Below are 12,402 nucleotides of genomic sequence, written 5' to 3'. Positions count from 1 at the left end.
AATACAGCAGCAAATAATGAGTGTGCGTGTCGTCATATGTCTTCGATAGCAGTCACGCCGCGCGGGGTCGAGTGCGTATTTAGGTCAGTTATATTGACTATCACAAAAATCGAATTGACAGGCACGACTTTGGCAGTGCCTTCTCGCGACAATACCACAGGAGTGACCGATGGATTTATCAAAGCGGATACAAGGCCTAACGGGTGGCGGCTCGGATGGGTGGGATGTGTTCTACAAGGCCCGCCGAATGGTAGCTGACGGCACCGATGTGATCGAGTTGACCATCGGAGAACATGACATCCGCACACATCAAAGCATCTTAGACGCGATGCACCGGTCCGCCAGTGGCGGGCACACGGGCTATGCTATGGTTCCGGGAACCGACGCCCTGCGCGACGCGGTCGCAGAACGGCTCACAACACGCACCGGCGTGCCAACGACCCGCGACAATGTGCTGATCACGCCAGGCGGGCAATCAGCCCTGTTTGCGGCCCATAGCGCGGTGTGCGACGAAGGTGACGTGGCGCTGTTCTGCGACCCCTATTACGCCACCTACCCCGGCACATTGCGCGGCGTAGGTGCGATTCCGCGTGCGGTGCCCTGTCATCCTGAAAACGCTTTTGAACCCAGTTACGCGGATATCACCGACAACTGCGCAGGCGCCAAATCGCTGCTGGTCAACACCCCCAACAACCCAACTGGCGTGGTCTACTCCAAGGACACGGTTGAGGGCATCGCCCGCGCATGCCGCGACAATGACATGTGGTGCATCTCGGACGAGGTCTATGACACCCAAATCTGGGACGGCACCCATATCAGCCCCCGCACGCTTGACGGGATGGCCGAGCGCACATTGGTCATAGGCTCCATGTCGAAAAGCCACGCGATGACCGGCAGTCGCGTGGGCTGGGTCGTAGGACCCAAGGAGGTCATCACGCATTTGGTCACCCTCGCCACCCACACAACCTACGGCGTTCCGGGCTACATCCAAGACGCGGCCACCTTCGCCTTGGGCGAGGGCACCGCGCTGGAGCAAGACGTTGGCGCACCGTTCGAGCGCCGCCGCGCCTTGGGCAAAGCTGTTATTGCCAAACAGAACGCCGTCAGCTTGGTGCCGTCTTCGGGCGCTATGTACATGATGCTCGACATTCGCAACACTGGCCTCAGCGGCGAGGACTTCGCGGATAAATTACTGGACACACACCACATCGCAGTCATGCCCGGTGAAAGCTTCGGCAGCTCTGCTGCAGGCCATGTCCGCGTCGCAATGACCGTAGAGGACGCCGCCTTTGAGACCGCCCTTCAGTCCATCGTAGACTTTGCAAAGGAGATAGAACCATGACGTTTCGCGACCTGCACAAACCCGGTGAGCCATTTATCTTGGCCAACGCATGGGACATTGGCTCTGCAAAGGTATTGCAAGGTCTGGGCGCCAAGGCGATCGGCACCTCCTCCGCAGCGCATGCCTTCACCTTGGGCCGCTCCGACGGCGGCAATGTCTCGCGGGACGAGGCCTTGACCCACGCGCAAGACCTCATTGGTGCCGTCAGCGTCCCAGTGTCGGGTGACTTTGAGGATGGCTTTGGCGAAGCCCCGGATGAATGTGCCACGACCGTGCGCCTCTCTGGCGAGGTTGGCTTGGCTGGCATTTGCATAGAGGACACCATCGAGGCCTCCAATCGCGTCTATGATTTTGACCTCGCGGTGGAACGTGTGCGCGCCGCCGCGAGTGCTGCACGCGCCCTTAAAGATGATTTCTTCTTTGTGGCCCGTGCGGACGGCGTCCTGACCGGCGCATATGACATTGAAGAGGCCTTGCGCCGCATCCGTGCCTTTGACGAGGCTGGCGCTGATGGGCTTTATGTCCCTATCCCCAAAACAATGAACGATTTAAAGCGGGTGATCGATGCCACAGACAAACCGGTGAACGTCTTGGCGGCAGGCCCTTACGCCAAACATAGCCTCGCCGAATTCGCCGCGTTGGGCGCTGCGCGTATATCTCTGGGCTCGGCTCTTGCGAGTGCAACGCACCGTGTGATTGTTGAAGCTGGCCAATCCATGTTCGGTGATGGCGATTTCACAGGGTTAACAAAAGGAATTTCTAGCGCAAAGGTGGACAAGCTCATGGGTTAAGGGGCATCACACCATCAAGTGTTTCGACAAGGATAATTTGATGGTTCGTTTTTTTGCTCTTTTGATCGCGTTGATGCTGCCCTGCTTTGCCACGGCACAAGAAAAGCTGCCCTACCCCGAGCATTATACCGTCCTGACCAACGACTTTGCGGGCATCCTTAGCGATGAGGCAGAAGCCCAGATCAACGCGGTTTTGCTGACGGCACGTGAGGAACGTGGCCGCGAGATGACCGTCGTGACGATACGCTCGCGAGAGGATTACCTGCCCTCAAATGACATCACCAGCTTTTCAAAAGACCTGTTCAATGGATGGGGCATCGGTAACGCCGAGCTGAACGACGGCATTTTGCTTTTGGTCGCAATCGAGGACCGCGAAATTCGCATTGCCTTGGGCGCGGGATACCCTGCCCGCCAAGACGGCATTGCAGCGCGCATCATCCAGACCCAAATCCTTCCTGCCTTTCGCGAAGGACGCATTGCAGACGGTATTTTGGCTGGAACAAACGCAAGCCTTAGCAGGATCAAACATCCCAACGACGCACCCACTCAAGCTGCGACACCGAAAGCGTCGCAACCTCAAGTCCCGCAACCACCGCAACCAGTGGTTCTAGAGCAGCCACCTGAACCACGCCCCGTTGGGATCATAGCGAACATTCTCGCTTATATCTCCGGCAATCCGCTGGGGGCCATCATCGTGGCTGTTCTCACGTCATTGGGCGGTTTTTTCGGCTTTCGCGGTGTGCAGCAATATCGCCCGAGGAAGTGCCCCGAATGCGGCACCATAATGCTGCGGTTAGGTGACGCGCAGGAAGACCAATATCTGGACCATGGCCAATTGGTGGAGGAAAGGATCAAATCAAAAAACTATGGCGTTTGGATTTGCCCCAACGACGAGCATATCACGGTCATCGGCTACTCAACGCTGTTCTCCAAGAAGTCCGCCTGCCCCAACTGTAACTACCACACCTATGAGACCACACGATTTGTAGTCACCCCAGCATCCACGGCCAGCATGGGCATAGATCAACTCGATCACCGCTGCCACAACTGCGATCACACTGCCAGCGAGAAGGTCTCTACCCCGCGCCTTCCCGAAAACAATTCAGATGGCGGGTCGTCAAGCATTGGCAGCTCGTCCTCCTCGTCCTTCGGCGGCGGCAGCTCTTCTGGAGGCGGCGCATCAGGCAGCTGGTAGCGTTTTGATGACGCAAATAGACTGATTTGGCGTAAATAGAACAGATTGCCCTCCTTTTCAGCCAAATGCTGGCCCTAGGAGGAGACCAATGCAACGACACGGATGCAAAACCGTTCTTGTGGCCCGCACCATTGGGGCACGCAGAGGCCGTGCCGCCCGAGGGCGTCCGACAAAGATGTGAGCGCGAATAGCCAGCCCTGACATCTTTGCAAAGGCCTACATCATGAATGATCAAACTCCAACGACCTCCCGCCGCTCTGGCGGTCGCGCCGCGCGCCGCGCACTGCGTGCTGCCCCCCTATCGGCCGAAAAACGCGCCGTTTCCCCCGGAATGCAGGGCGGCCAGTTGCGCGTCCTCTCCGACATCGACATCGCCAACATCCACGAGGCGGCCCTAACAGCGCTTGAGGACATCGGCCTCGCTGACGCCCCAGACACAGGGGTCGAAATCCTGACCGGTGCAGGTGCCATTTTGGGCGATGATGGCCGTATCCGCTTCCCCCGCGCTTTGGTCGAGGACATGTTGAGCGTGGCCTGTAAGGACGTGACCCTTCATGGGCGCAAATCCGAAAACGACCTGCACCTCAACGGCGCACGCGTGCATTTCGGCACCGCAGGCGCTGCTGTTCACTTGGTGGATGTGAATGGCCGCGACTACCGCGAAAGCACGGTGCAAGACCTGTTTGATGCGGCGCGCATCGCGGACCGTCTGGACAATCTGCACTTCTTGCAACGCCCAATGGTGTGTCGCGACATCCTCGACAACTACGAGATGGACCTCAACACGATCTATGCCTGCTCGCGCGGCACAACCAAACATATCGGCGTGTCCTTCACGGAACCCGACTACGTCGCGGGCGCTTTGGACATGTTGCACATGATCGCAGGCTCCGAGGAAGCATGGCGCGCGCGGCCCTTCGTGTCCAACAGCAACTGCTTTGTCGTCCCTCCGATGAAATTCGCCACCGAGGCCTGCCGCGTGATGGAGGAATGTATCGCGGGCGGTATGCCCGTCTTGCTGCTCTCAGCCGGCATGGCGGGCGCCACGGCCCCATCCACCGTCGCGGGCGCCATCGTGCAAGCAGTGGCGGAATGCTTGGCAGGTGTCGTCTATGTCAACGCGATCAAACCGGGCCATCCGGCGATCTTTGGCACTTGGCCCCTCGGGTTGGACCTGCGCACGGGCGCTATGTCGGTGGGTTCCGGCGAGCAGGCATTGCTGACCTCGGGCTGCGCTCAGATGCATAAGTTCTACGGCATCCCGGGCGGTGCGGCGGCAGGCGCATCAGACTCCAAGTTGCCGGACATGCAGGCAGGTTGGGAGCAGATGTGTTCCAGCGTCATGGCTGGGTTATCGGGGCTGAATATGGTATATGAGGCCGCTGGCATGCATGCGTCACTGCTTGGGTTTTGCCATGAAAGCCTAATCCTTGGGGACGACTTGATCGGTCAGGCCTTGCGTTGCGTACGCGGCATTGAAGTCAATGAAGAAACCCTTGCCCTAGACGTGATGCGCAAGACTTGCCTTGGCACCGACGGGACCGACGGCGTTGGCCATTATCTGGGCTCACAGCAGACCTTGGGCCGGATGGAAAGCGATTATGTCTACCCCAACTTAGGTGACCGAACCTCGCCAAAGGAATGGCTTGAGAACGAAAAACCCGACCTGATCGTGAACGCTACGGCAAAGAAAGAAGCGATTTTAGCCGAGCCATCGATAGCGCAGTTTGACCCGATACTGGATCAAGCCATTCGCGAGCGGTTCAACATTCACTTGCCTCAATAATCCGGCTTAAAACAACCTGTCGTTGAACTCTTCAATCAGTTCGGGCCCATCATCGCGCGCGCCAAATTTGGCCACGCGGTGATGGCGAAAACGGCCCTGCCACTGGGTGCCATACTCGGCCTGAATGGTATCGTTACTATCCGCCCCGCTAAGCCACCGCTCCGCTTCATCGCTATTCAAGACAACTGGCATGCGCGGATGCAGCTCCTGTATCTCGGGCAAAGCGGCACGCGTCAGGATGGTGCAGGACCGCATACCGTCCCTGCGTTTGGACTGAAGCCCTGCGAACAGCATAATCGGCTGATTTTGTTCAACATAAATCCGGTGCGGTTGCTTATCTGTTTTAGGCCCGCTCCATTCGTAATATCCAGATGCAAGGATCAGGCAGCGACCGCTGTTCCATGATTGCCGAAACGTCGGCTTCTCAAAGGCCGTCTCGATCTTAGCGTTGAAGGTGGTGGCCTTCCAGTCCTTCACATCGCCCTTGTGCCAAGGCGGGACAAACCACCACCGCGCGCTGCTGGCGATCAACTGCCCATCGGCCTCAGGGTAAAGCAGACTGACCTGCTGGGTCGGCGCGATGTTATATCCGGTCGCGGGATCTGGGGCGGAGGCATCAATTGAAATGGCCTTAGTCGGATACAAAAATCCGTTAACTAACTCCGCCATCTCGGCTTGCGTCCTGTCGCCACCTATAAGTCTTCCGCACATGGTCGCAGAATGAGAACTTACCGTGCCCTTGTCCAGCGACGGATTCAACGAAATGTGACTTGCCCTCCCCGCCAGATCGCGCGAAGTTCTGCCCCTTGTGAAGGAACGCTACATGAAAAAGCAAAACAGAAAACCCAAGGGCAAGAAGTCAAAGAACGCTGAACAAAACGCCCCGCAACCTGCCAAGCGCAGCCGTCGCGACTTTCTGAAACTTGCACGCAATGGCGCTATCGCTCTACCTGTGCTCGGCGCTGTCGGCTATTTTTCTGTGCGCTCCGTCCAAGCGACGATTGGTGAGGGGGATTTCAGCAAAATCGGGAACGGGTCATTGAGCGTTGTTCAAATTCATGACCCGCAATGCCCGCTTTGCAAGACATTGCAAAACCAAACCCGCAGGGCCTTGAAGGACTTTAGGCAGGGTAAGTTCAACTTCCTAGTTGCTAACATCAAGTCACCTAGCGGGGCAGAATTTGCTGCAAAATACGGCGTGCCGCATGTCACCTTGCTGTTGTTCGACCGCGATGGCGAGATGGTGCGGGTCGTGCGCGGCCCGATTGGGGACGACCAATTGCAACAAGCATTGGCCGCCCATGAGGACGCGCACGGGTAGATTTTGACTTAGGCCTTCAGTGCTGCGGCGTCTTTGGCGATCACCGTGATACCATCCCAGTCGCCTGCTTGGATTTTGTCTTTTGGTGCAACCCAAGACCCGCCAGCGCAAGTCACATTCGGCAAGCTGAGGTAGCCGTTTGCGTTGGAGGGGCTTACGCCGCCTGTCGGGCAAAAGCTCACTTGTGGGATTGGCGCGCCGATTGCCTTAACAGCAGGTGCACCGCCCGCAGCCTCAGCTGGGAAGAACTTCAGCATGGTGTAGCCACGCTCCAACAGGCGCATAGCTTCGGTCGCGGATGCAACACCCGGCAGCAATGGCAGGCCTGCTTCCTCGCACGCATCCAACAAACGATCCGTCGCGCCCGGGGACACGCCAAACTTAGCACCCGCATCGATGGCCGCGTGAACATCTTCGGGCGTCAGCAAAGTGCCAGCACCAACAACGCCGCCCTCTACCTTTGCCATCTCAGCGATCACGTCGAGCGCAGCAGGCGTGCGAAGTGTGACCTCCAGTGCAGGCAAGCCACCGGTGACCAGTGCTTTTGCCAACGGCTGCGCGTCTTTTGCATCATCAACAACCAATACCGGTACGATTGGCGCAAGTTCGCAAATTTCACGGGCGAGTTGGCTGGCTTGCATAGGTGTCATAGTCAAAGTCCTTTTAGGAGGTCAGAATAGCCGCGTAAGCGGCCTTGTCGGGCGCCTTTTAAAACAACTCGCCCGATTAGACCACCACCCCCGCACCATCAGCCGCAATACCCGCCGTTTCGCGGAAGATCGAGAACAGCTCGCGGCCAATCCCGTGCGAATTGTCGCTCAGGTCTGGGCTAGCTGCGGTGCGGGCATCCACACCCTCCGTTAGCACCTGCAATGTGCCGGTTGTTGCATCCAATCGGATCAGGTCACCGTCTTGCAGTTTGCCGATAAGTCCACCGTCAACCGCCTCTGGACACACGTGGATCGCCGCCGGCACCTTGCCCGAGGCACCTGACATGCGGCCATCCGTGACCAAAGCCACCTTCAACCCGCGATCCTGCAGAACCGCAAGAACAGGCGTCAAGCCGTGAAGCTCTGGCATCCCGTTGGCCTTTGGCCCTTGGAAGCGCACCACAACGATGGTGTCTTGGGTGAACTCGCCATTCTTAAACGCCGCCTTCACCGCATCTTGCGTGTGGAAGATGCGTGCAGGCGCTTCGATCACGCGGCGCTCAGGTGCCACGGCAGAGACCTTGATCACCCCGCGCCCCAAGTTGCCCTGCAGCTGCTTCAAGCCCCCCTCAGGTGCGAAGGGATCACTTGCGGGGCGCAAAATGCGGTCGTTCTGGGTCTCGCGCGGGGCGTCTTCCCATGTCAACACGCCGTCGCGCAGCTTCGGATCTCTGGCGTAAAGCCCCATCCCGTCGCCCATAACCGTGCGCGTGTCGGGGTGCAGCAAGCCTGCCTCAAGCAGCTCACCAATCATATAGGTCAGCCCGCCCGCTGCATGGAAGTGGTTCACATCCGCCAAGCCGTTTGGATAAACTCGCGCCATCAATGGGGTCGCGTCCGACAGATCAGACAAATCTTGCAGGTCCAAAATCACGCCCGCAGCCCGCGCCATCGCGATAATGTGGATCACCAAGTTGGTCGATCCACCTGTTGCCATGAGGCCAACCAGCCCGTTCACGAATGTCTTCTCATCCAAGATGTCGCACACCGGAGTGAACTCATTGCCAAGCGCCGTGATCTCCAACGCCCGCTTAGCGCCGTAGTTTGTCAACGCGTCGCGCATCTCGGTGTTCGGGTTCACGAAGCTAGAACCCGGCAAATGCAGCCCCATGAACTCCATCAGCATTTGGTTGGAGTTGGCCGTCCCATAGAAGGTACATGTGCCCGGCGAGTGGTAGGACGCCATCTCCGCTTCCATAAGCTTGTCGCGGCCGACTTCACCCGCAGCGAATTGCTGGCGGACCTTAGCTTTCTCATCGTTGGGCAGGCCAGAGGCCATTGGACCTGCGGGCAGGAAGATACCCGGAAGGTAGCCAAAGGTTGCCGCTGCCATGACAAGGCCCGGTACAATCTTGTCGCACACACCAAGGTACACGGCAGAATCGAAGGTGTTATGGCTCAGCGCGACCCCCGCCGCCAACGCGATGACATCGCGCGAAAATAGCGACAGCTCCATCCCCACTTGGCCTTGCGTGACGCCATCACACATCGCTGGAACGCCGCCCGCGACTTGCGCGGTTCCGCCGTTGGCGCGTGCGGTCGCCTTAATTAGGTCTGGGTAATCTTTGAACGGTTGATGCGCAGACAGCATATCATTGTATGCGGAAATGATGCCGATATTGCCGCCCTGCCCCTCAAGCATTGGAGCCTGATCGCCTTCCATCGCCGCATAAGCGTGCGCTTGGTTGCCACATGTCAGATGCGCTCGACGCGGGCCTTCGTCCATAGCTTGACGCATACGCGCCATATAAGCGCTACGTGTGCCTTTAGAGCGATCGATGATCCGTTGCGTGACAGTTTGAACGGTTGAATTTAGCGGCATGGCATCCTCCTTGGGGCTGGCTTCCGTATAAAACCGTTAGCGCTAACAGTAAACACTAGACGGCTGATACTATTGCGCCTGATTGTCGCGCCTATGGCCCATGTATTAACGGTAGAGCATCAATTGCTGTTCGACAAACGAATGCACCGTTGATGACGCAGAAATCCATCGCCTATGGTGCGCCACTGAAGGGCTATACATTTTGGGTCCTGTTGGGCAAGTTTGAACGGGTGTTGGGTTGTGAAAAATGCTTTGGTTTTGCTCCTGTGAACTTCGAGACGCTTGAACGCGCGCCCAAAGCCTCTTACCACGCGTTGGCAACGCCATTGAAAGCCTGATCAAGATGACCCGCCCAGCCAATAGTACATACTCCCTTGTTGCCGACATAGGCGGAACCAACACGCGTGTCGCCCTCGCACAAGGGACACGGCTGCTAAAAGACACAGTCACCCGCTACTCCAATGTGGACTACCCGGGATTGGAGGCCGTCCTCAGTACATACATCGACGCGCAAAGCGTGGACTGCCAAGGTGCATGTGTGGCCTTGGCTGGTCCTGTGGCGGACGGGCGTGGCTCCATGACAAACTTGGACTGGGAGTTGGACGAGGCTACATTGGTTCGGGCGACGAAATCCAAGACCGCCTATCTGTTGAACGATTTGCAAGCCCAAGGCTATGCTTTGGGCTCACTGTCTCAAGGGGCTGTCACATCTTTGGTCGCCGCAAGCAGCGATCAGCCTTCCGCCAGCGACACCAAACTGGTGATCGGCGTTGGCACCGGGTTCAACGTAGCCCCCGTCTATGAAACGCGCGGCGGCCGCCATGTGCCCCCTTCCGAAAGTGGCCACATTAACTTACCCATTCGAAATGCCCAGGACCTGCGATTAGCGCAGTACTTTGAGACCACCCACGGATTTCCCGCCGTCGAAGACATGTTATCGGGCCGCGGATTGGAGCGCCTCTACTCATGGCTTGGAATAGAGGCCGGTGAGCCCCGCGATATAAATGCGGCTGACATCATGGCGGGCTTCGAGGCTGGAACCGACGATCGCGCCCGCGAGGCCGCGACAATGTTTGTGCGCATGCTTGGGACTGTTGCGGGAAATATGGCCCTCATCCACCTTCCCTTTGGCGGTATTTACTTCTCTGGTGGCGTGGCGCGGGCCTTTGCCCAACACTTCGCCCCATTGGGCTTCGAGGAGGCCTTTCGCGATAAAGGTCGATTTACCGACTTCATAACCCAATTTGAAGTTGGCGTAATCGAGGATGACTACGCAGCACTCACGGGCTGCGCCAACTATCTTTGCGCCCTCAGCTAGCAAAGAATCCGACTGCAACGGCGTCGCCGCAGTCGCAACATTCCCACAAAACTCTAGCGAAATTGTCTTAATTTCGGGTGTGAAATTCATTTCACACCTTATTCACACCTATTAACATGTTGTTTTTAATGTAAATTTAACGATGAACTCCACGTGCGCAGATTCCACTCTTGATCGGCCAGCGAGGAATATCGCAGAGTTTTTTCATAGATGGTGAGTGATCCATTTATTTTATTACCTAACTCTACTTGCCGCCCGGCCGCACTGCTTTCGACGAGGATTTTCCCTTTGCAGGCCGCCGGGCACCGCAAGCCCGCATTCTGGCGCTAAGTGCATCCCTGCACTGTCCCAAAACCGCCAAAATGCTGGTCCTCTCGCTGAGCTCTTCCCAGTCGAGAGGACCGAAGGCTTCGGGATTTCGGCAAAGCTAAAATTTGAAGCCCCTGTTCCGTGCCTGTCGGCTCGGGGCTGGACCAATTCTGCTGACCGTCACACTGCCAAGGAGCCAGAGCCTCATGTACCAACATCCCGGCGTCTACATCGAACATGTCCCATCTAACGCATTGGCCATTGAGGCCGCATCCACATCTGTCACAGCCTTCATCGGCCACGTCCGCCGTGGTGCCCCAGTCACCAAATCCGCAGGCACTCCGACCTTCATTACCTCACCTGCACAATACAATACCCTGTTTGGCCCCGGTGATGGGTCTGCAGGAGGGGTAAAAAACCTGAGCGGCGAGCAAGCAGACTTGTTTGGCCTTGCGGTGAACACCTATTTCGCCAATGGCGGCACCAAGGCTTATGTTGTGCCGGTTCAAGGATCGGGAGGTGCCAAAGCCGCCGCTCAGCTGAAAATCAGTGGCGCGCCTGAGGCCAAGTCAGTCAGTGTTGTTGCGAAAGATACTGGCACATGGGCCAATGATTTAATGGTCACCATGACCAGCGATAAGGACACCAAGACCTTTGATTTCGTGATTGGCACTTGGGCTTTGCAGCCTGATGGCTCCAAAAAACTAGAGCAAGCCATTGAAAGCTTCACCGGCTTTGACTGGGAAGTGGGCGATGGAAACGCTGCGGCGAAGCTCAAGGCCGCAATCGATTTGGCCACCGCTGCGGTGAATAAGGGATCCACCTTGATCGATATCTCCTTTGGCGCAGATGTCGCGATGCCAAACGCTGACAAATCCGTCGAGGACATCACCGAGAATGGGACCGACTCCGCTTCCCCAGCCGACGCGCAATACACCGAAGCTTTAGGCCGTCTAGAAGATTATCGCGATGTGTCAATCATCGTCTTGCCTGATGTCGTCACGGCCACCGTTGGGAGAGAAGTCATCTATCAAAAGGCCATTGCTCATGCAGAAAAAATGCAAAACCGCATGGTCATTGTCGATCCAGACGACAAGGCAATCACGACCCCGAAACAGGCACAGGCCGCTGTCTTCACCAACTCGCCCTATGCGGCGCTGTATTACCCGCGCGTGGAGCTGGGAAATCCACATTTCGATGCAGAGCTGACCCCAGAAGAGCCGCGCAGTTTTCTCGTTGGTCCCGCAGCGGTTGCCGCTGGGATGTGGGCACGGATCGATGGGACTCGCGGGGTTTGGAAGGCTCCTGCCGGTCTAGAGGCCGGCGTGCGCGGCACGTTTGGGCCTGAGCGTTTGGTCGGCAATGGCGTGCAGGACAATCTCAATGAATGGGGCGTCAATTGCTTGCGCTCAATCACCGGCCCAACCGTCATTTGGGGCGCCCGCACCACAGCCACGAAAGCAAAACCGCAATACCGGTATATTTCGGTCAGACGGACCCAGAACATGATTGGTGAAAGCCTCTACAACGCTTTGCAGGCCGTCGTATTTGAGCCAAATGATCACAAGCTTTGGGGTGGATTACGCGCCTCTGTGGGCAATTTCATGGATGGGTTGCACCGATCCGGCGCCTTCCAAGGAGAGAAGGCAAGTGATGCTTATTTCGTGAATTGCGGCTTGGGATCGACCATGACCCAAGGCGACATTGACGCAGGCATTGTACGTGTGTCAGTCGGCTTTGCCCCGCTGAAACCTGCCGAATTTGTGGTGGTTCAGATCAGCCAGAAGGTCGGGCAAACCGCCTAAGAA

General features: G+C 57.4%; 11 protein-coding genes. 8 read left to right on the top strand and 3 right to left on the bottom strand.

Features of this window, described 5'->3' with window-relative positions:
• Nucleotides 1-169: 169 nt before the first annotated feature.
• The 4 genes from ABJN86_RS01415 to ABJN86_RS01400 all read left to right on the top strand — a co-directional run bounded on the left by ABJN86_RS01415 (nt 170) and on the right by ABJN86_RS01400 (nt 5,114).
• Complete coding sequence (locus tag ABJN86_RS01415) at nt 170-1,342, top strand: pyridoxal phosphate-dependent aminotransferase (protein WP_348364581.1); 1,173 nt, start codon at nt 170-172, stop codon at nt 1,340-1,342.
• Entirely contained in the window at nt 1,339-2,133 is a 795-nt protein-coding gene (locus tag ABJN86_RS01410; RefSeq protein ID WP_348364583.1) for an isocitrate lyase/phosphoenolpyruvate mutase family protein, read from the top strand. Before ABJN86_RS01415 ends, ABJN86_RS01410 begins: the two co-directional genes overlap by 4 nt.
• A 40-nt stretch (nt 2,134-2,173) precedes the next feature.
• Nucleotides 2,174-3,328: a TPM domain-containing protein gene (locus ABJN86_RS01405; protein WP_348364584.1), complete on the top strand. Its 1,155-nt coding sequence runs from the start codon at nt 2,174-2,176 to the stop codon at nt 3,326-3,328.
• A 223-nt stretch (nt 3,329-3,551) separates the two neighbouring features.
• A complete protein-coding gene (locus ABJN86_RS01400) occupies nt 3,552-5,114 on the top strand; it encodes a trimethylamine methyltransferase family protein (RefSeq protein ID WP_348364586.1) in 1,563 nt (520 codons plus the stop codon).
• 6 nt (nt 5,115-5,120) lie between these two features.
• Here the strand turns inward: ABJN86_RS01400 and ABJN86_RS01395 are convergent, their stop codons facing one another.
• On the bottom strand, nt 5,121-5,825 hold the full coding sequence (locus ABJN86_RS01395) for an SOS response-associated peptidase (RefSeq protein WP_348364588.1): 705 nt from the start codon (nt 5,823-5,825) through the stop codon (nt 5,121-5,123).
• Nucleotides 5,826-5,937: 112 nt separating this feature from the next.
• Here ABJN86_RS01395 and ABJN86_RS01390 point away from each other — a divergent pair, with 112 nt between their 5' ends.
• Complete coding sequence (locus tag ABJN86_RS01390) at nt 5,938-6,435, top strand: thioredoxin family protein (RefSeq protein WP_348364589.1); 498 nt, start codon at nt 5,938-5,940, stop codon at nt 6,433-6,435.
• A gap of 8 nt (nt 6,436-6,443) precedes the next feature.
• On the opposite strand, the gene eda is transcribed toward ABJN86_RS01390, so the two are convergent.
• Both eda and edd read right to left on the bottom strand, forming a co-directional pair.
• On the bottom strand, nt 6,444-7,085 hold the full coding sequence (gene eda, locus ABJN86_RS01385) for a bifunctional 4-hydroxy-2-oxoglutarate aldolase/2-dehydro-3-deoxy-phosphogluconate aldolase (RefSeq protein WP_348364591.1): 642 nt from the start codon (nt 7,083-7,085) through the stop codon (nt 6,444-6,446).
• A gap of 76 nt (nt 7,086-7,161) precedes the next feature.
• Nucleotides 7,162-8,967, bottom strand: coding sequence for a phosphogluconate dehydratase (gene edd / locus ABJN86_RS01380; protein WP_348364592.1), 1,806 nt, complete (start codon nt 8,965-8,967; stop codon nt 7,162-7,164).
• A gap of 152 nt (nt 8,968-9,119) precedes the next feature.
• On the opposite strand from edd, the gene ABJN86_RS01375 reads away from it, so the two are divergent.
• From ABJN86_RS01375 to ABJN86_RS01365, 3 genes are all read left to right on the top strand, one after another.
• The gene (locus ABJN86_RS01375) at nt 9,120-9,305 is read left to right on the top strand and encodes a family 1 glycosylhydrolase (RefSeq protein WP_348364593.1); all 186 of its coding nucleotides are present in this window, start codon (nt 9,120-9,122) and stop codon (nt 9,303-9,305) included.
• A 5-nt stretch (nt 9,306-9,310) separates the two neighbouring features.
• On the top strand, nt 9,311-10,285 hold the full coding sequence (locus ABJN86_RS01370; protein WP_348364595.1) for an ROK family protein: 975 nt from the start codon (nt 9,311-9,313) through the stop codon (nt 10,283-10,285).
• 515 nt (nt 10,286-10,800) lie between these two features.
• On the top strand, nt 10,801-12,399 hold the full coding sequence (locus ABJN86_RS01365) for a phage tail sheath C-terminal domain-containing protein (protein ID WP_348364597.1): 1,599 nt from the start codon (nt 10,801-10,803) through the stop codon (nt 12,397-12,399).
• The last annotated feature ends 3 nt before the right edge of the window (nt 12,400-12,402 follow it).

The organism is Litoreibacter sp. (genome assembly GCF_039974535.1).
In the GTDB taxonomy this organism is placed as follows: domain Bacteria; phylum Pseudomonadota; class Alphaproteobacteria; order Rhodobacterales; family Rhodobacteraceae; genus Litoreibacter.
The sequence above is the reverse complement of the archived record's forward strand: the minus strand, read 5'-3'. Positions and strand labels throughout refer to the sequence as shown.

Excerpts from the sequence above, each read along its gene's own strand:
- ABJN86_RS01365 (WP_348364597.1), top strand. The coding sequence starts at position 10,801 with ATGTACCAACATCCCGGCGTCTACATCGAACATGTCCCATCTAACGCA.
- ABJN86_RS01395 (WP_348364588.1), bottom strand. The coding sequence starts at position 5,825 with ATGTGCGGAAGACTTATAGGTGGCGACAGGACGCAAGCCGAGATGGCG.
- edd (WP_348364592.1), bottom strand. The coding sequence starts at position 8,967 with ATGCCGCTAAATTCAACCGTTCAAACTGTCACGCAACGGATCATCGAT.
- ABJN86_RS01405 (WP_348364584.1), top strand. The coding sequence starts at position 2,174 with ATGGTTCGTTTTTTTGCTCTTTTGATCGCGTTGATGCTGCCCTGCTTT.
- ABJN86_RS01375 (WP_348364593.1), top strand. The coding sequence starts at position 9,120 with ATGACGCAGAAATCCATCGCCTATGGTGCGCCACTGAAGGGCTATACA.
- ABJN86_RS01370 (WP_348364595.1), top strand. The coding sequence starts at position 9,311 with ATGACCCGCCCAGCCAATAGTACATACTCCCTTGTTGCCGACATAGGC.
- ABJN86_RS01390 (WP_348364589.1), top strand. The coding sequence starts at position 5,938 with ATGAAAAAGCAAAACAGAAAACCCAAGGGCAAGAAGTCAAAGAACGCT.
- eda (WP_348364591.1), bottom strand. The coding sequence starts at position 7,085 with ATGACACCTATGCAAGCCAGCCAACTCGCCCGTGAAATTTGCGAACTT.
- ABJN86_RS01400 (WP_348364586.1), top strand. The coding sequence starts at position 3,552 with ATGAATGATCAAACTCCAACGACCTCCCGCCGCTCTGGCGGTCGCGCC.
- ABJN86_RS01410 (WP_348364583.1), top strand. The coding sequence starts at position 1,339 with ATGACGTTTCGCGACCTGCACAAACCCGGTGAGCCATTTATCTTGGCC.
- ABJN86_RS01415 (WP_348364581.1), top strand. The coding sequence starts at position 170 with ATGGATTTATCAAAGCGGATACAAGGCCTAACGGGTGGCGGCTCGGAT.